This is a genomic window from Clostridium novyi NT, assembly GCF_000014125.1.
Classification (GTDB): Bacteria; Bacillota; Clostridia; order Clostridiales; family Clostridiaceae; genus Clostridium_H; species Clostridium_H novyi.
This window is the reverse complement of record NC_008593.1, coordinates 433,624-453,278: the sequence shown is the minus strand read 5'-3', so window position 1 is coordinate 453,278 and position 19,655 is coordinate 433,624. Positions and strand designations below refer to the sequence as shown.

Below are 19,655 nucleotides of genomic sequence, written 5' to 3'. Positions count from 1 at the left end.
ATTTTAACTAAAGAACATTATGTACCACGTTTAAAATTTCTTTAAGTTCTTTTACTTGTAGTTGGCCTGGTGCTGAAGCTTTTTTACTAGCTCCAAAAGTTACTGCTGATCCAAAAACCTCTCCTGATATGCGACTTATCATTCCAACGCCCTTCATTGACATTGTTATAAATGGAGTTTTTGCATACTTTATTTTCATATCATTTGTAGCCTCAAGCAATGTTAATACATCTGACGAACCTTTAGGCATTACAGCAATCTTAGTAACATCCGCTCCAAGTTCTTGCATTTTTACTAAACGTGAAATCATTTCTTCCTTTGGTGGAGTTTTGTGAAAATCATGATTAGACATAACTACTTTAACATCTTCATCATGTGCAATTTTTATTAATTCTAATATACTTTCTTCCTCATTAAACAATTCAATATCTATAGCATCTATAAGCTTTGTTTTTATTATTTCTTTATTAAGCTTACAATAAAATTCACTTTCAACTTCTCTTTCTCCGCCTTCTTTGGCACTTCTAAATGTAAATAATATTGGTTTTTCCTTTAATGCTTCTCTAATTTCTAAAAGCACCTCTTTAACCTTTTGAATATTTTCTACATGTTCAAAAAAATCTGCTCGAAATTCTACTAAATCACAATCTATATCTTTAAGTAAATTTATTTCTTCTCTTAATTCTTTTAAACTTCTTCCAACTAAAGGTGTACAAACTTTTGGTATACCTTCACCTAGAATTACCCCTCTTATATTTACAGTTTTCATAAAAATACCCCTCCGAATGTTTAACTTTTATGTATATACTATTATATATAAATTTTTTATTTTATGTAATATAAAAATACTCTTAGAATATTCTAAGAGTATTTTAAATAAAATTTTATCTAGCTTTATCCATATTTAATGATCCTACTTGAACTTTACTTTTAAAGAATTTTAGAACTAATCCTAAAGCACAACCCACTACTGTAGGCATTACCCATCCAAGTCCTTGTGAATAAAGTGGTAGTTTACTAAACATAGTTTCTACAAATCCAAGATTTAATCCGGCACCCTTTAGGGCATAAACAACACTTACACATCCAGTAAATAATATTGTACTACAATAAACTATATTACTTTCACCAAACAAACCATCAACCATAGAAAGTAGTATAAGTACTATAGCTATAGGATATATTGCATCTAATACTGGTACAGATACTGCAAGTATTTTAGTAAGCCCCATGTTGGCTAAAACCATACTTGAAAGAGATAATCCTCTTACAAAAGTTATATACTTTACACTTGGTATTATTGTTACAAAATATTGACTACATGAAGTTATAAGTCCTACACATGTTGTTAAACAAGCTAATGTAAATATTACTGACAATAATACAAGTCCTGGCTTTCCAAATATATACTGCATTATATTTGCTAATGTTTGTGCTCCATTTTCTGTTGCTCCAAATCTTCCTCCACTTGTTGCTCCTAAATGTGCAAGCATTGAATATATAAATATTAATAAAGAACCTGCTATTAATCCTGCCTTTATAGAATTGTTTATAATTGCTTTTTGAGATTTAACTCCTTTAGCTTTTACAGCTAATGATATTACTATTCCAAAATTTAAAGCTGCTATTGTATCCATTGTCAAATATCCATCTAAAAATCCCTTAACTAAAGGTGATTTTACATATTCTCCAGTTGCTTCACCGTATCCACCTAATGGTTTAAATAAACTTGCTAAAAATATACCTGCTATTAATGTTAACAATGTTGGTGTTAAAACTTTTCCCATACGATTTACGAGTTTTGATGGTGTTAAACATAACCAATAGGCTACTGAAAAAAATACAAATGTATATAAAAATAATGCCAATCTATTAGATATAAGTCCTTCTGGTAAAAATGGTGATACTGCCATTTCAAATGGCAAACTTCCAGCTCTAGGTATTCCAAGACATGGTCCTATTGATAAATATATTAATACTGTAAATACAACTGCAAATACTGGATGAACCTTTTTTGATAAGGCATGAAGTCCACCTGATTTTGCAACAGCTATTACTCCAAGTATAGGAAATCCTACTGCCGTAACGAAAAATCCTAGCATAGCTATCCAAGTATGTCCTCCAGCTGCTTGACCTAAGAATGGAGGAAATATTAAATTTCCGGCTCCGAAAAATAGTGAAAAAAGCATTAAGCTTACAAGTAATAAATTTTTAGTTGATAATTTATCTGTTTTATTCATTTTAAAATCCCCCTATTTTATTTCTAATCTTTTCTGTTAATTCTAATATCAATGTCTCCTTCTATATCCATAAAACTGCCCCCTTAAAAATTAATTCCTAAAAAAATATAAAAAAACCTCATCCCTAATAAAAGGGACGAGGTATATTCGCGTTACCACCCTAATTCTATAAAAATATAAAACTAAACTATATTTTCATAGCACTCAATTACGTACTAAATAATACGCTTTTCTTTTAACGGTGAAATTTCCGATAAAACTTACTAAACTTTCAGCTTTACTTCTCAGAGATGATTTTCAAATATACATCGAACATTGGCTTTCAGCAAATCACCAACTCTCTTTGGAACAACAATATATCCTACTTTTTCTCTTCATAGAATTTAATTAAATTTTCCATTTGTTATATATTATACCTTTTTTGCTTTTCATTGTCAATATATTTTTATTAAAATTTCTGTATGTTTCTAATTTGTTTAGATATTGAAATAAATTTATCAGTATATTATCATCTCCTAATTATTTTTACTAAGAGCTAATAGCAAAAAACAAAAAACTGCAATAAAACACATATTACAGGTGTTTTATTGCAGTAAAATTTTTTAATTATCACTTTATAATATACTATTAGTAAATCAATAATTTTTTAGATAATATATAGCAAGTTGCGTTCTATCTCTTAATTGTAACTTTTGAAGTAAATTGGTTATGTAATTTCTAATGGTTCCTTCACTTAAATAAACCTTTTTAGATATTTCTTTATTAGAAAGACCTTGTCCTATAAGTGCAAGTATTTCAAGCTCTCTCTCTGTTAAGTTTATTTTATTAGAAGATTTCTTTTTATTTTTAATCATGCACATTAGAGAATTTAAAATATCTCTTTGAAAAACCCCATTCCCATTATAAACTGTCCTAAGACATTCAATAATACTATCTGAATTTTGATTTTTAAGTATATATCCTTCTGCTCCATTCTTTATAGCTTCTGCTATATATTCATCATCTTTGAATGTAGTCAAAATGATTATTTTAATATCCTTTTGTTGTTCTTTGATTTTTTTTGTTGCAAGTACCCCATCTAATATAGGCATTCTTATATCCATAAGAACTACATCTGGAGAATACCTTCTAGAGCAATCTATTACTTCTTGACCATTTTTAGCAGTTGCAACCACTTCAATATCGTCCTCAAGTTCTAAAATTAATTTAAGACTATCTCTTATTAATCCATCATCATCAGCTATTACAACCTTCAAATATCTCACCTCTAAAATTATTAATAGGGATAACACATACTATCAAAAATCCATCCTTAGAATCAATTGATATACTTCCACCAATGTTTTTTATTCTTTCTTTCATACCACTTATGCCTAATCCCTCTTTTATATTTTGGCATCCTATCCCATTATCTTTTATATAAAGTCTTATATAATTTTCATTTGCATCTAAATTTATATAAACATTATCCGCCATAGAATATTTAGAAACATTAGTTAGCGCTTCTTTTATATTAGTTGATATAATTTCCATAACATTAGAAGATACATTATTGAAGTTTCCCGTTCTCGCAAATTTTACTGTACAATATTTGAAATCTTCTACTATTTTCATAATATATTCTATTCCTACTGTTTCTACAGGTTTTATATTATACACCGTATCTTTAAGCAAAGATAAAATATTGGAAAGTTCATCTACAGATTTATCAACTAGTTCATCTGATTTTTCTTTGTTTTTACCTCTTATTTTTGATGCTGCTTGTAGTTGCATATATAGTCCTGCTATGCTATGACCTACAGTATCATGTATTTCCCTTGCTATTCTATTTCTTTCTTTAATCTCGGTTAAATGTTCTACTTGTGATGAATATTGAATAAGCCTATTCTTTGTTCCTTCTAGTTCATATCTTATTCTTCTTTCATTATCATATAAAAATTTATACTTTTTTTGTTGTGCTATATATTTATTATAAATGTACCCATAGAAATTACTAATAAGAAATAATAATACATTTATAAACATTTGTTGTAATGATAAGATTTTCATAATAGGCACAATAAAAATCACTCCTAAATAATCTTCTCTTTTCATAAGTTCATAAGAACATAGATTTAAAAGTACAATAAAATTTGGATTATAATAACTTACAATTATTATAATAATTGATTGAAAATATATAAAAATTTTATATGGTATATATCTTTCAATGAGAATATCCATAATTATTATTAATAAAAAAGATGCAACACACAGATATGTTACATTCTTTTCTATTATACTTGTGGATATTACAAAACTATAAAAACATAGTTTAAATATATACTCCACAGATTTCACCCCAAACTTTATAAATTAACTATATCTTTTCTTCGCCATGATGCTAATAGTAAAAATACTATGGAAAAAAGAACTATTATAGATATTTCCTTCAAAATACTCAATAAACTATTATTATATAATAACTTATTTATGGCCTCCATCATCCATGTCACAGGAATAAATTTAGAAACTTGTTGCAAAACACTTGGCATTATTTCTACTGGCCAAAAACACCCTCCTAACATAGCCATAGGAATAGCTGTACCTCTAGAAATAATTGAAACTGTTCTTGAATTATCGGATATATTAGAGATAAATAAACTATAGGCAACAACAAATACTCCAAAAATTAAAAACATTAAAAATATGCTTTTTAAGTTGGGAATACTTATATTTAATATGGCTACTATAAATGTAAGTAGTATGATTATTTGAATAATAAGTACAACAAAAAAACTCATAAGATTTTGTAATGTATAATTTTGTGGTTTAATTGGAGATACAAATATTCTATAGTACACCCTACTTATTTTATCTTTAATTATTATTGGGGCCATATTAATTCCTAGCATAAGCATATTAAATATTAGAATCCCTACACAAAATTCTATATTATTCTGATTTATTGGACTTTTATCCATGTTTTCTAAACTTACATCCAAAATTCCCTCTCTATATTTTTCTAATGCATTATAAAAAAGTTTTTCATTTCCTTTAACATACTTTCCTATATCTTTTGATGTACTTATAAAGTTTTCTATATTAAATTTTAATGCACTAGACGCATTTATTCCATCAATTTCATACCCTTTTATCTTTTTATCATGTCCATTTATAACTTCCTTTGTAAATCCTTTTGGTATTTCTATTATATAATCATTTTGAAAATTAACTAATGACTTATCTATATCTTTTTGATTTAAATAATTTATTTTACTATCCTTACCAATCTCTTTTGCTAAAATTTCTGTAAAACTTGTATTATCATAATCTACAATTCCTAAGGAAAATCTTCTTCCTCCTCTATTAATTGAAATCATAAATATTATTAATACCACAGGTAGTATAACCATAAAAAAAATGTTTGTTTTTGATTTAAAAATTCTTTTTAAGTTACTTATAAATATAGTCATATTACCCCTCCCTTTTTCTTGCTAATAACGATGATATAGTAATTAAAAAAATTATTGCAATCCACATAGATAAAATGCTTGAAATAACTATATTTTTATTAAATCCATATATACAATTAAACATGGCATTATGCGCCATCATATTAGGTACAAATTTAATAACCTTATTGTATATATGGTTATTTATGTTCATTGGCGTATATCCACCTGATACAAAGGTACAAACAATAACAATAACATCTACCACATAAAATTCGCCTTTATAATTTCTTTTAATCACGGCAATTGTCATTCCTATAAAATTTGATAATACAGACATTGTAAATATAATAAATATTATTAATGGCATGTTATTTCCATAATTAGCTTTAAAAATATACTTGGCTATTATCATAATTAAAACTCCTGAAGCAAATACAGTAATAACTGATGATGAAATATATCCAATTAAAATTTCAAATTTTTTTATTGGCGCAATTTGAATTCTTTTTCCCGCTTCCTGATTATATATCTCTTCTATTGCATACTTACCATAACTTGCACCATACATTAATGTCATAACTAACATAGTTATAGCGTAATAATCTATAGCTCTTGGAGTTTTTCCATGAATATTAATTTTAGAAGTTACTAATGTATTTTTTGTTGGAACATATTTTGCTTGTCCTCCAATACTATAAATCGCATAAATTGAATTTACATTACTTGCAAAACCCTCCAAAATATTTTTAACAATTTGTGTTTGTATAGTACCTTTTTCATTATATAAAAATATTCCTTGTTTCTTACCCTCACTTATGTCTTTAGAAAAGTTATTAGGTACATATACAAATGTAGCATAGTTATCCTTTTTTATAAGGTCAAGCCCCTCCTTTTCACTACATACCTTTGTTACATCAACTAAATGTTTTAATTTGTCACAAGATATATATGAATATAATCCATCTGAAATATTCTTGTTATCTTCTGAATAATAATAGACTTTAGCCTTTTTTATATTTTCAGGAATATATGCATTTTTTAATGCCATACCAAGTATAAATATAAATATTGAAGGAATAAGTATCATATTTATTAGATCTTTTTTATCTCTAAAATTTCTTTTTAAATTATAAAATATAATATATAAAATTCTCATACTATCCTCCTAATCTCTTAATTTTCTACCTGTAAGTGTTAAAAATACTCCTTCTAGTGAAGGCTTATCCATATTTATTTTATTTATCTCTGCTCCATAATCTACAATTATATCTATTATTTCAGATAAATTTGCACTTCCATTTTTTGAAATAATATTTATAACATTATTGTCTATAACACATTCCTTTACACCTTGTACTTTTTTTATCTTATCTATTATGCTGTAGCTTATGTTAGAAACCCCTATACTCACCTTATCCTCTGTAGCTATAAGTTCTTTTAATTCTTCCTTTGTACCTTTTGCAATAACTTTTCCCTTATCCATTATTACTATTTCATCACATAGATCCTCTATTTCTTCCATGTAATGAGATGTGTATATTATAGTAGATCCCATTTTATTTAATTTTTTTATGGAATTTAATATATGCTTTCTTGATTGAGGATCTATTCCAACTGTAGGCTCATCCATAATTATTAGTTTAGGTTTGTGAACTATAGCACATGCAATATTAAGTCTTCTTTTCATACCACCTGAATATTGTTTTGGATAATCCTTTCTTCTATCCCAAAGTTCTGTAAATTCTAAGGCTTCTTTTACCCCATCTTTGAGTTCTTTACCTTTAAGCCCATATAATCTACCAAAGAAAGTAACATTCTCATATGCCGTTAAATCATGAAATAATGCAGCTTCTTGTGGTGCAATTCCTATTTGCGATTTTATATACATTTCATCCTTTACTAAATCTTTTCCAAAAACATTTACTTCACCAGAATATGATTTTAAAAGTCCTACTATAATATTTATAAGCGTAGTCTTACCAGCTCCATTAGGTCCTAAAAGTCCAAAAATCTCTCCTTCTCTCACAGATAAACTGGCATTATCTATTGCTAAATGTTCTCCATATCTTTTTACTATATTTTTTGCTTCAAGTATCAATATTTTCACCCCTCAACTTTAGTTTCTAGAATCTAATACCATATTACTATACTATTGATTTGTAACGTAGTGAATTAAGTATTGATTTGTATATGACAAATGTCATAACTTTTATAAAAACAATATTCTATAAATTTCAATGATGATAATTTGTATACTTTATATATTCATGGAACTTCACACTGATTATATATAAAAATTTATCGTCAATCATTATAAAAATAATGATTGACGATAAATTTTAAACAACTTCATGATTTTTAAAATTGTAAAAAGCAATAGGTACAAATATACAAATTCCTATAACAGAAAGTATTGTTATTAATTGAGGTGCTAATAAAACTATATTTTTAAAAACATAGGTATCGTATGAAGAAAAATTTACAAAAGCATTAACTGCATTTCCTGGAAACAAGTTCATAACTCTATTCAATGCTAAATTCTCTTTATCTCTTCGAACTAATATTGGAACAAAAATCAATAATCCACTAATGACCATAATAGCTGGTGTTTTAATCTTTGATGATAATAACATAATAAACGAAGAAAATGCCAATATAACTAAATATCCTATAGCAACTCCTAGTAAATAAACCTCTAATACAGAATAAGGATATACTGATTTAATAGATATAACTTGAAAAGAAGCATTCCACCCATATGTTCCATAACACCATAACATACCTAATGTAAATATAATAACAACTGTAAAATAAATAAAAGTTACACATAAAAGCACAGCCAAAATCTTTGCTATAATTAATTTATTCTTTCCATACCTTGTAGATAAAATAACTGAATCCGCTCCTGTTTGATATTCTAATGCAAATATAGGGGCAACACATATGCTTGTAACCAAAGTAATGAGCATTGCCATTACTGGAAATAACATTTTCAAAATATCCTCCCATCCATTAAAATAGTTAAAATAAAATGGTCTGGAAATTTTTTGATTTAAAGAAATCACATAATCTTTTTCACTTTGTGAATAGCTTCCATGTGCATATTTTTTATTTAATATTTCTTTAACTTTTTCATCACGTCTTTTATAAAAATCTTTCACATCTTTATTAGACAATGAATCTATAATGTCATAATTATATTTATCAGCATAAGAAAAATCTTGACGTAAAAGATCTAAAATTTCATGCTTATCAACATACTTTGCAAAAGCTTCATTCTTTAACCACTTTGAATTAGGTTGATAATTTTTACTGTCCTTAATTATTTTTTGATAATCATTAAATACATTTGTTAATTTATCTTTGGATAAATATCCTTCATGTTTTGTTACTGCTACTTTCTTTAATTCAATAGATTTTAATCCATTAATCCCTTTTCCACTTTTATCTGTATAATCATTGTCTTTTATAATAATACTACCCCAACATAATAGCCATAATAACATAACTACTAAAGATACCTTAGTACTTTTTCTTCTAAAAATTTTTTTAAGTTCGTATTTTATTAACGTTCCCATTTATTATATCTCCTCATAAGACTGTTCATCTTGAAAATAATATAGATATAAGTCTTCTAAAGTTGGAATTTCAGGTAATGCATCTTCTATTGGTTTCTCTTTAGAAATAATTCTAAGTTTAACCTTCCCATTTAAATGATGTAAATTTCCAATACAATATTTGCTTTGATACTTTTCAACTTCTCGTGAATCAACTACACACTCCCAAACATATCCCTTCGCTAATGCTATAAGCTCATCAACAGTTCCCTGCATAATAAAATTTCCTTCTTTCATAATAAAAATTTTATCTGCTATATATTCTATATCCGAAACAATATGTGTAGATAAAATAACTATTTTATCCTTTGCAAAATTAGCTACTAAATTTCTAAAACGAACTCGTTCTTTAGGATCAAGTCCCGCTGTAGGTTCATCTAAAATTAATATTTTAGGATCATTTAAAACAGCTTGTGCTATTCCTAAACGTTGTTTCATTCCACCTGAAAAAGTACCAATTTTTTTATTTGCAACTTTTGATAATGCTACCATTTCTAATAATTCTTTTGTTTTTACTTTAGCTCTTTTAGTATTAATACCTTTTAAAGCGGCAATATAATACATAAACTCCTTTGCCGTAAAATCTGGATAATAACCAAAATCTTGTGGTAAATATCCAAGTAAATTTCTATATTCTTCTCCAAGGTCATGTATATTATTATTATCCAATAATATCTCACCTGATGTAGGATTTATAACACCACAAATCATGCGCATAAGTGTTGTTTTCCCAGCACCATTGGCCCCAAGCAATCCATAAACTCCAGTTGAAATCTTTGTTGATATCTCATTTACAGCTATTTTATCATTAAATTTTCTTGTTAATTTATTAAAAGTAAGTTCCATAACCTCTCCCCCTAATTTGTATATATAGACCCTGAATTTTCGCTACAATTTTTCACCAATTTATACACCTCTGCAATAACTCCAATAAATGCGACTATGAATAAAACTCCCCACAATAAATAAGCTGAAGGTTTATATAAATTAGGCCAAAACGCTGCTGTAACTGTAATTAAAGCTACCGTAGCTATTCCCATTACTGTACACATATAATTACAATCTGTATTTTTAAAATAATTTAAGATAAATAGTGAAGTGAAACACGTAACTAAAAATGGTACAAATATATATAATATCAATACAATTAAATTTAGATTAAGATTTATTCCTGATAAAATTAACACAATAGTTAAAATAAAAATATCTACTAATCCTAAAATTGTAATACGAGTAAGAATAAGTTGTTTAAATGAATATATTGTTGATAATTCAATTTCAAGAGTTTTATATTTATAGGATCTAGTTACTTCCTGTATTCCTGCAAGTATTAATAATGGTGCTGTAGAAGAAATCATGACTAATGTATCAATTCCATCTGAAAAGCAAACTAATCTTATACTGCACAATAAAACAATTAACATTTGAATTATCCAAACCTTTTTTCTAATTAAACTAAATTGAGCCAAAAAGAATTGTGGGAAGGATGTTCTAGTCTGCTGATGTTGTACCACCAACTGACGTACTTTTAAAATTGTTTCTTCAAGACCATCTTCTTTTGAACAAGATGGCACAGAATCATATAATGATTTAATACTCTCCTGTAGGTCTTTTTTCATAGTCAATACCTCCTTCTTTTAATTTTTTCTTTAAAATTGCTAATGATTTTTTTATTCTATATTGTACAGTAAATCTTGTGGTATCAGTTATAATTGCAATTTCTCCAAGTTTTAATCCTTGTCCAAACCTTAATAATATAACTTCTTGTTGTTCTTTTGAAAGTTCCCCTATAAGTTTTTGCAAAGTAATCTTATCAATAATATTTTCAAAAATATCCCCTGTTATTGAGTTAATAATTATTTCATCAGAATTCAAAACCTCTCTATTACATTTTTTATACTCATTAATGCACAAATTCTTAGCAATGGTATACAAGTAGGCTCTCGGCTTCCCGCGTTCCGAATAACAACCAATATTTTTAATAAATTTTAAGAAAACTTCTTGGGTAATGTCTTCTGCCTTTTCACTACTTCCTACTTTCCAATAACAATATTTATAAATATCCTTATAATTTTCCCTAACAATGCTTTCAGCTAAATCCGCATCTCCATTTTTAATATCTCTTATTGGTTGTTGTGCCACATAATCACCTCCCATAATGTATAACAACTGAAGTGCATAAAATGTGTAAAGTTTTTCAAACTACCTCATGATTTCTAAAATTATAAAACGCAATAGGTACAAATATACAAATTCCTATAACAGAAAGTATTGCGGTTAATTGGGGTGCTAGTAAAACTAGATTTTTAAAAGCATATGTATCACATGAAGAAAAGTTTCTAAAAGCATTAACTGCATTTCCTGGAAACAAGTTCGTAAATCTATTCAATACTAAATTTTCTTTATTTCTTTGAAAAAATATTGGTATAAAAATCAATAATCCACTAATTACCATAATAGATGATGTTTTAATCTTTGATGATAATACCATAATAAACGAAGAAAATGCTAAAGCAACCAAGTATCCTAAGGCAACCCCTAGTAAATAACCCTCTAATACTGAAAAAGGATAAACTGATTTAATAAATATAACTTGAAGTGAAGCATTCCATCCATGTATTCCATAAATCCACAACATACATACCGTAAATATTAATACTAATCCAAAGTAAACAAAGGTTGTACACAAAAATACAGCTAAAATCTTTGCTATAATTAACTTATTCTTTCCATACCTTGTGGATAAAATAATAGAATCTGCTCCCGTTTCATACTCCAATGCAAATATAGGTGCAACCCATATACCTATCACAAAAATAATACTAATCAATATTATGTGAAATAATTCTCTAAAAATCCCTTCCCATCCATCAGAATAATCAAAATAAAAAGGCTTTGAGATTTTATTGTTTATAGCGCATACATATTTTTTCTCACTTTCTGAATAACTTCCATGTGAATACTTCTTATTTAATATTTCTTTGATTTTTGTGTCACGTCTTTTATAAAAACTTTTTATATCTTTATTTGATAATGAATCAATATCATAATTGTACTTATCAGCATAAGAAAAATCTTGACGTATAAGATCTAAAATTTCATCTTTATTCATAATATACTTTCCAAAAACTTCATCCTTTAACCACTTTGAATTAGGCTTATAACTTTTACTGTCCTTATTTATCTTCTGATAATCATTAAATATATTTGTTAATTTATCTTCTGATAAATATCCAGCATGCTTTGTTACTTGTTCTCTTTTTAATTCAATAGCCTTTAATCCATGAATCTCATTACCCATTTCATCCACATACAATCTATGTTTTATATTGGAGACCACCGAACATGCCATCAATAATAGAATAACTATTAAAGAAACCTTAGTACTTCTTGTCTTAAAAATTTTTCTAAGTTCATATTTTATTAACGTTCCCATTTAAATACACCTTCTATAATTTCCATAACTGTCCCTCCTAAATTGAAGTATCTAAAATGTGTACTTTTTTAACAATTTTAGGTCTTGACTAATATTTATTTAAGCATTTTTATTTATTCTTTTTGAAAATATGATAGGTGAAAATATTATTCCTGTGATTGAACAAAGTATGGAAATAAGCAAAATTACATATGCAGTAAGCGCTTTATACGATCCTAATTGATAGATTAATAAGCTATTCATAAAAGGAACCAAACTAACTCCATTTATAGGTTGTACACATAAATATCTTTGAATTTTTGCCGATACTAGTGTATTGTTTTTTAAAAACATTGGAGTAACTGTTAAAAATGCCGCTATTGTCAATGATGCATATGTTTTTTGTATGATAGAATTGATAAATGCTCCAATAAGTGCTACAGATAATATGCTTATCCAAGCAATTATAAAATGATTAATAAACATCTTTCCAATAAACCAATTATATATATTTGCAAAAAATTTCGGTAAGATTTGTATTTGACAGTTCCAACCACTAGCACCAAACATTCCAACAATAATAGTTGTACAAATAACAGTACATAGTATAAATTCTAAAGTCAAGTAAGCTATCATAGCAAATATTTTTCTTAATCCTATGCTTACAAGTTTTTTTCTACCTGCAGAATTTAATATAATATCCATATTATTTTCTTTCTCGAATGAGAAAAGCTGATTTGATATTAAAATTCCAGATAAAATTATAAATATATATACTAATAGTAAGGACTTAATTAAAATTGTCCATTGATCAACAAATTCAATATTATAGGGTTTACTTATACTAGCTGCCCTATTTATTCCTTCTTGCTTTTCACTTGTGGAAATAACATTCTTACCAAATAAATTTATCTTTTCTTCTACTCTTTCTGTACTTTTGTTGTAAAAATTATCAGCATTTTGTATACTACTAACATCAAATGAACTTCCACTTCCATAAGGCGCATATGCATCCTTTAAAAAAGAATACATTCCAGGATATTTGTCTTCTATTTTAAAATATGCATCATCTCCTTTTGGCTGAGATTTATAAAAATTAAGGGCTTTATTCAGTTTATCTGTACTCAAAATTCCAGAAACTTTTTGCATCTGTTGTTTTCTATAATTAAGTCCCTTAACACCTTCTATTACAACTTCCTTTCCATTAGAATAGTCGTAACTTGCATAATCATATATAAATAAAATAGGCATTCCTATTGCTAATACTACCGATAAAACAAGAGAAATTATTATAGCTGTATTTTTATAAAACTTCTTCATTTCAGAAAACATAATCTACCTCCCTTTGATATTTAAATAATAAAATATCTTATGCATTTTTTATTTTGGCAAAAAACAGACGGGGTGATATAAATATACAAATTCCTAAAATTATCATAGCGTTAACAATAATAGCAGTCATAGTAAGTGCATGAAAAAATATAAAATTAAATATTTGAAGGGATTCTAAATTTCCAATGATAGAAAATGCATTTATTGGTTGCATCTTAAAAAACTTTGTTATAATAACTGGAAACATATCTAATTTTACAGCAATCATTGGAATAAACGTTATAATAACTCCAAGAAATAAGGTAGTATAAGATTTTTGCTTATAAGCATTTAAAGTTGCAGTAAACATTCCTATAGCTATAATACTAACCCATCCAGTAAATATAATTAATAAGTATGCTTGTCCAAAGGTCAAATTGTATATTGAAGTAAAATATTTTATTTGTATTTGACTATTCCAAGCACTAATTCCAGTATTTGAAAACATCATAACTGATACTATACTTACGCTTATTAAAAGCTCAACTGTTAAAAAAGTAATCAATGCTTTTATCTTATTTATTCCAATTTTTCTAAGAGATTCATCTCCAAGAGAAACCAATAAAACATCCATATTTTTGTCTTTTTCATAAGAAAATAAGCGTGAACCTATTACAATAGCAGAAATAGCAATGACCATAAAACAAATTATAAAACATGTATATACTAGTTCCCAGTGTTTATTAAAATCAATATTAAATGGTTTATTAATATTTTTTGCTTTTTCAATAATAATATTTTTTTCCCAAGATTCATAGTTATTTTTTTCATTATTTAGCTTTTCTGTAATTACTTTTATATTTCTAGTGTAAAAATCATTCATGTCCTTCAGTTTATGAAAGACAGCTGATTCTTTTTGAAATATGAATGATTCTTGTGTATCATCATATATATAAGCTTTTTCCATTAAATGCAAAACCACCGGATACTTAATATCTGTTTCTAAAAATGCTGTTTCACAATCTGGCTTTGACTTATAATATTTTAAAGCCTTATTAAGTGTATCTATTGTAAGAATTCCCTTAGTATTCTTATATTGTTCTTTCATTAAAGGTATTGCAGCTTTACCTTCTATCATTTTAGAATCTGTAGATTTTAGTACAAAAAAGCAATTACTATTACTAGCGGAATGTGCTGTAGCAATTGATACTAAAATAACAAGTAAAATTAAAATTTTTATATGAAGTTTGCTTGTAAATTTTTTAAGCTCATTTAGCATTAGCTTGTGCCTCCTTTTTAAAATTAAAAAGATATATGTCATTTAAAGTTGGAACTACGTTTATGGCATTAGGTACAGGAGGTTTCTCACTAACAACTCTAGCCTTTGTTATTCCACCATCATCATAAATCATTGAAATAGTATAATCCTTTAGGCGATTATGTAATTCCATTTCATTTTTGAAACTTGCTTCCCACACAAGATTATTGCAACGTTCAACTAATTGTTTTTCGTTTCCTTTCATTACAAAGTTACCATCTTTCAATATAAATATTTCTTTTGCTATAAATTCTAAATCACTAACAATATGCGTAGAAACTAATATTGTTTGCTCTCGACCAAACTCTGAAATATAATTTTTAAACCTTATTCTTTCTGTTGGATCAAGTCCTGTTGTAGGTTCATCAAGCATTACAATTTTGGGATTTAATAAAAAAGCTTGAGCAAGACCTACTCTTCTTAGCTGTCCACCAGATAAAGTTTTAAGTTTCTTATTTTTAAAATCCGTTAAACCAAACAACTCTAGTTTTTCATCAATTTCTTTATTGATTATATTTTTTGAAGCATTAGCCTTAATACCTCCTATATACTTCAAAAATTCCTGAACAGCCATCTCTGGATAACCAGTAAAACTTTGTGGCAGAAATCCTAATAAAGTTTCATTTTTATCATTAAGTTTAGGATAAACTACCTTTCCTTTGTAATCCGTTAAAAAACCACTAATTACCTTAAACAAAGTAGTTTTTCCAACACCATTAGCTCCTAAAAGTCCATAAATACCATTTTCAAGTTCAAGATTAATGTTGTCCAGTATTACATTGTTGCCATAAGACTTTGTAACATTTTCTAATTTTAAACCCATTACTGTATCCTCCTAACAAATTAAATATTTTGAAGAATATATATCCACATTTTTAACATTTCTTAGCGGTTATTATCTCTCCATAATGTATAACAATCGAAGTGCATAAAATGTGTAAAATTTTTTTAAAATATTTATTTATGTTTTTCATAAAAAACTCCCCACAACATAGATTTTAAAATCTATGTTGTGGGGAGTTAAATACCCAATTAATCTTTCATATAGATTTACTATTTAGCTTTTTATACCTTTATTATTTAAATGATTTTATTTATAAATAACTAAAGACATTTCCACTAAAAGCAGAAATGTCTTTAAAATTTTACATATTACACCTTAAGTTACCACTGAATTATTTTACAATAATATTTCATAACAAACTAATTTTACCTCTTCATCTCTACTACTTAATTTTTTATCTTCTTGATCTAAGTCTATATAACTTAAAATCTCATCTAATCTATCCATAAGTTCATCATCATTAAACTGCTCTATTTTCAATGACTTTAATTTCATAATTGTACCTTTATGAAGTGGCTTTCTTATCTTTTTTCTTATAAGTCTTTGTTCACTAGTAATCCTACTTCTATATTTTGCCTTTAAAAACATATTCTCAATACGTTCAGCTACTTCTCTTTGAACTTTACCAATTTCAGTTGGAGCTATTTGACTTTGTATTATGTCTTGTACTTTTTCACATACAATTTTTCTACCTTTTTCAAGAATTCCTTCTACATCAATAGGAATCTTTTTCCTTATAGGTTTAAATTCTAAAAAATTACCTGAAGAAATAATACTATATATCTTAGCTTTATTAGTTATAAATTCATCAGTTAATATATCATAAAATAACAAATAATTTTCTTTTCCAACTTTATAATACATATATATTCCTTTATTTTCTGTTGAAGTTTTTATTGAATATATTCCATCCCCCATTTGGTTAACTTTTTTAATATTATCTGTGTTGTTAAATAAGTAGTTTTTATAATCTTCTTGCATCTCCTCTTCTGACGGTAAAATATTGTCTTGTTTATTTTCTATATCATTTATAATTTCCGATTTATTTTCTTTATTTTTTAGTTTTCTTAATGTTTCAGTATCTTCTTCATCATTAAATATTTTATCATTTGTTAACTCTGTAGAAGTAAGTATTTTACTCTCATTTCCTACAGTTTCATTTATGTATTTTATCTTAATATTAATTTTATCAACTAAGTTAAGCAAGTTTTCTAATTTATCTTCAGGCATAAAATTGTAAATAAATATTTTATCAAATTCTGTAGTAATTCTATCTATTCTACCTTCCCTTTGAATAATCTTCACTGGGTTCCATGATAAATCATAATTTATAATAATATTACAATCTTGGAGATTTTGACCTTCAGCTAAAACATCTGTGCTAACTAAAACATCTATCTCTTTTTCATTAATTGCGAGTTCATAATTATTGGCTTTAGGTGCAAAACGATTTACTATTTTTATTTTACTCATCTTATTACTACTATCTAATTCAGCTACTTCTACATTTATATTATTTTTAATATAATTATATATATATTTAGCTGTATCTTTAAACTCTGTAAATATAATTACCTTTTTTCCTTTTAGATCCCACTGTAGCTTATTTATTAACATTTGGAGTTTTGCATCTTTTTTTTCGTTTATATTTTCAATTTTCTCTAGAATATATTTAAAATCATAATAATCACTTTTTATATTACTAATTAGTTTTTCTACATCTCCATCATATTGTGATAATTCTATTTTATTAAATTCATCAATTTGATAGAAGTCCTCCACACTATCTGACATAATATATTTTTTAGATACTAAATACCCTTGATTTATTGAATCAATTAAAATATCACAGTATTTAATTTGCTTTTTAATTGATTCTCTAAATGCTTCAATAGAACTTTCCAACCTTTTAAGGAACATTTTTCTAATTAGACCAATCATTAACGCAATTTGTTTTGAAGATAATTTTTCATCTGTTATAACCGGCAAATTTAAATTTTGTAATTTTTCTGATATGTCTTCATACAAATTTGAACCATATACATTTGCTATTGAATAATTAATATTTTCTATTTTTCTTGAAGGGAACTTTAATTTTTTACAATTTATTATCAACTCATTGTTTTTCCCATATTTTTTTCTTATAAAGCTTCTGCTTCGTCTTATCAATATCTCACTTAAAATATTTTCAACCTTATCTTTATTTTGAGGATAATTATTAAATAAGTCTCTAAGCCTCGGAATTCCAAACTTTTCTTTGAATTCATCTTCTTTTACAAATAAAGTCATTATATTATATAAATCAAATATTGAGTTATTTATAGGTGTAGCTGTTAGTTCAACTATTTTTTTTCCCATTGTACCTTTTATTAATTCCTTAAATCTACTTGCATTTTCATTTCTAAAATTATGTGCTTCATCAATTATTATAGACTGTACATTATTTACTATTCTAAAATCAATACCATTTACCCCTATGCTTTCTTGACTAATAACATTTACTCCTATAGATAAATTTTTGGATTCAGTAGTCCACATATTTTTTAATGAAGCTGGACATATAATTAATGTATCATTTTCTATATTTTCAAAGTATTTTAGTAACCCTTTTGCTACATATGTTTTACCTAATCCTACACTATCAGCTATTATTACCCCATTATACTTATTTAAAATTCTAATGGCTCTTTTTACAGCAAAAGCTTGAAACTCTGTTAATTCATGTAAATTTAAATTTTTTACCTCTTCAAATGTATTATCATCTTTATAAAGATTATATAATGTCTTTAAAATTATATCCATTGGTGAATATGTAAGCTTTTCTACTTTTAAATTTCTCTCTATGATATCCAAAAGTTCCATGTTAAAATCTTCTGATTCATTCCAAATATCTTCATACCACTTTTTAACTTCATTTATTGCAGAGTGTTGTCTTAATACTGCATTTAATTCTGTATTACTTCCAGCACATGTCTCAGCTCCAAATCCCCTTTTTGTGAAATTACTTGAACCAATAATTGCATAACTATCTTTAACATCTCCATCATTGTATTCAACATCAAAAATATAAGCCTTAGAATGAAATTTTTCTTTAGTATATATCTTAAAATTAACTCTACCTGCTTTTATCATTTCTGATAAATCGTATATTCTTTCTTCTTGTTCTTCATTTATATTATGAAAAGATTTTTCCATAGAATGTGCAATATAATCTGAAAGAGGATTTATGCTTTTTTTTGCATAACCCTCTTCAATTGTAGCAGCAGTTAATTCATCAGTTTCAGTTCCAATAATAATATCAAGAGTACAATTTTCGCCTATATTTTCCTTTACTAGTTCAAATCCATTCAAATAAAAATATCCTGCTGCTATTCTAGCTTTTACTGAATATTTTATAATTTGATTAATTACATCTTTTAACTTATATTTTCTATTATCAATTATTTCAGGTATTTCCGCCATAATATTCACTC

The 19,655-nt window shown here is 26.5% G+C and carries 16 protein-coding genes and 1 other annotated feature; all 16 genes read right to left on the bottom strand.

The annotated features are described in order from the left end of the window. Positions 1-7 precede the first annotated feature (7 nt). The 16 genes from aroD to NT01CX_RS02150 all read right to left on the bottom strand — a co-directional run bounded on the left by aroD (position 8) and on the right by NT01CX_RS02150 (position 19,644). A complete protein-coding gene (gene aroD, locus NT01CX_RS02225; RefSeq protein ID WP_011721407.1) occupies positions 8-769 on the bottom strand; it encodes a type I 3-dehydroquinate dehydratase in 762 nt (253 codons plus the stop codon). Between the two features lie 115 nt (positions 770-884). Then, a complete protein-coding gene (gene brnQ, locus NT01CX_RS02220; RefSeq protein WP_011721406.1) occupies positions 885-2,240 on the bottom strand; it encodes a branched-chain amino acid transport system II carrier protein in 1,356 nt (451 codons plus the stop codon). A 129-nt stretch (positions 2,241-2,369) separates the two neighbouring features. Further along, positions 2,370-2,627, bottom strand: a binding site (T-box leader). A gap of 248 nt (positions 2,628-2,875) precedes the next feature. Beyond that, on the bottom strand, positions 2,876-3,496 hold the full coding sequence (locus tag NT01CX_RS02215) for a response regulator transcription factor (protein ID WP_039242045.1): 621 nt from the start codon (positions 3,494-3,496) through the stop codon (positions 2,876-2,878). After that, positions 3,477-4,571 carry a sensor histidine kinase gene (locus NT01CX_RS02210; protein WP_011721404.1) on the bottom strand — a complete coding sequence of 365 codons (1,095 nt, stop codon included), beginning with the start codon at positions 4,569-4,571 and terminating at the stop codon, positions 3,477-3,479. The genes NT01CX_RS02215 and NT01CX_RS02210 overlap by 20 nt, the downstream gene beginning before the upstream one ends. Before the next feature lie 17 nt (positions 4,572-4,588). Continuing rightward, complete coding sequence (locus NT01CX_RS02205; RefSeq protein WP_011721403.1) at positions 4,589-5,695, bottom strand: ABC transporter permease; 1,107 nt, start codon at positions 5,693-5,695, stop codon at positions 4,589-4,591. A gap of 1 nt (position 5,696) precedes the next feature. Further along, entirely contained in the window at positions 5,697-6,833 is a 1,137-nt protein-coding gene (locus NT01CX_RS02200) for an ABC transporter permease (protein WP_011721402.1), read from the bottom strand. A 9-nt stretch (positions 6,834-6,842) separates the two neighbouring features. Beyond that, the gene (locus NT01CX_RS02195; protein WP_039243133.1) at positions 6,843-7,775 is read right to left on the bottom strand and encodes an ABC transporter ATP-binding protein; all 933 of its coding nucleotides are present in this window, start codon (positions 7,773-7,775) and stop codon (positions 6,843-6,845) included. A 241-nt stretch (positions 7,776-8,016) separates the two neighbouring features. Further along, complete coding sequence (locus NT01CX_RS02190; protein WP_011721400.1) at positions 8,017-9,255, bottom strand: ABC transporter permease subunit; 1,239 nt, start codon at positions 9,253-9,255, stop codon at positions 8,017-8,019. 3 nt (positions 9,256-9,258) lie between these two features. After that, positions 9,259-10,140, bottom strand: coding sequence for an ABC transporter ATP-binding protein (locus tag NT01CX_RS02185; RefSeq protein WP_011721399.1), 882 nt, complete (start codon positions 10,138-10,140; stop codon positions 9,259-9,261). 11 nt (positions 10,141-10,151) lie between these two features. After that, positions 10,152-10,913, bottom strand: a complete 762-nt coding sequence (locus tag NT01CX_RS02180) for a hypothetical protein (protein ID WP_011721398.1) — start codon at positions 10,911-10,913, stop codon at positions 10,152-10,154. Next, a complete protein-coding gene (locus NT01CX_RS02175; RefSeq protein ID WP_242648498.1) occupies positions 10,885-11,436 on the bottom strand; it encodes an RNA polymerase sigma factor in 552 nt (183 codons plus the stop codon). Before NT01CX_RS02175 ends, NT01CX_RS02180 begins: the two co-directional genes overlap by 29 nt. A 55-nt stretch (positions 11,437-11,491) precedes the next feature. Continuing rightward, the gene (locus tag NT01CX_RS02170) at positions 11,492-12,730 is read right to left on the bottom strand and encodes an ABC transporter permease (protein ID WP_011721396.1); all 1,239 of its coding nucleotides are present in this window, start codon (positions 12,728-12,730) and stop codon (positions 11,492-11,494) included. 99 nt (positions 12,731-12,829) lie between these two features. Next, on the bottom strand, positions 12,830-14,041 hold the full coding sequence (locus NT01CX_RS02165) for a hypothetical protein (RefSeq protein ID WP_011721395.1): 1,212 nt from the start codon (positions 14,039-14,041) through the stop codon (positions 12,830-12,832). Between the two features lie 37 nt (positions 14,042-14,078). Continuing rightward, positions 14,079-15,299, bottom strand: a complete 1,221-nt coding sequence (locus NT01CX_RS02160; RefSeq protein ID WP_011721394.1) for a hypothetical protein — start codon at positions 15,297-15,299, stop codon at positions 14,079-14,081. Then, positions 15,289-16,161 (bottom strand): ATP-binding cassette domain-containing protein, encoded by an 873-nt coding sequence (locus NT01CX_RS02155; protein ID WP_011721393.1) that lies wholly within the window; start codon positions 16,159-16,161, stop codon positions 15,289-15,291. The genes NT01CX_RS02160 and NT01CX_RS02155 overlap by 11 nt, the downstream gene beginning before the upstream one ends. A 357-nt stretch (positions 16,162-16,518) precedes the next feature. Next, a complete protein-coding gene (locus NT01CX_RS02150; protein WP_011721392.1) occupies positions 16,519-19,644 on the bottom strand; it encodes a helicase-related protein in 3,126 nt (1,041 codons plus the stop codon). Positions 19,645-19,655: the final 11 nt, after the last annotated feature.

Coding starts and splice junctions, on each gene's coding strand:
- NT01CX_RS02160 (WP_011721394.1), bottom strand. CDS start 15,299: ATGCTAAATGAGCTTAAAAAATTTACAAGCAAACTTCATATAAAAATT.
- NT01CX_RS02150 (WP_011721392.1), bottom strand. CDS start 19,644: ATGGCGGAAATACCTGAAATAATTGATAATAGAAAATATAAGTTAAAA.
- brnQ (WP_011721406.1), bottom strand. CDS start 2,240: ATGAATAAAACAGATAAATTATCAACTAAAAATTTATTACTTGTAAGC.
- NT01CX_RS02180 (WP_011721398.1), bottom strand. CDS start 10,913: ATGAAAAAAGACCTACAGGAGAGTATTAAATCATTATATGATTCTGTG.
- NT01CX_RS02190 (WP_011721400.1), bottom strand. CDS start 9,255: ATGGGAACGTTAATAAAATACGAACTTAAAAAAATTTTTAGAAGAAAA.
- NT01CX_RS02205 (WP_011721403.1), bottom strand. CDS start 5,695: ATGACTATATTTATAAGTAACTTAAAAAGAATTTTTAAATCAAAAACA.
- NT01CX_RS02170 (WP_011721396.1), bottom strand. CDS start 12,730: ATGGGAACGTTAATAAAATATGAACTTAGAAAAATTTTTAAGACAAGA.
- NT01CX_RS02165 (WP_011721395.1), bottom strand. CDS start 14,041: ATGTTTTCTGAAATGAAGAAGTTTTATAAAAATACAGCTATAATAATT.
- aroD (WP_011721407.1), bottom strand. CDS start 769: ATGAAAACTGTAAATATAAGAGGGGTAATTCTAGGTGAAGGTATACCA.
- NT01CX_RS02155 (WP_011721393.1), bottom strand. CDS start 16,161: ATGGGTTTAAAATTAGAAAATGTTACAAAGTCTTATGGCAACAATGTA.
- NT01CX_RS02200 (WP_011721402.1), bottom strand. CDS start 6,833: ATGAGAATTTTATATATTATATTTTATAATTTAAAAAGAAATTTTAGA.
- NT01CX_RS02185 (WP_011721399.1), bottom strand. CDS start 10,140: ATGGAACTTACTTTTAATAAATTAACAAGAAAATTTAATGATAAAATA.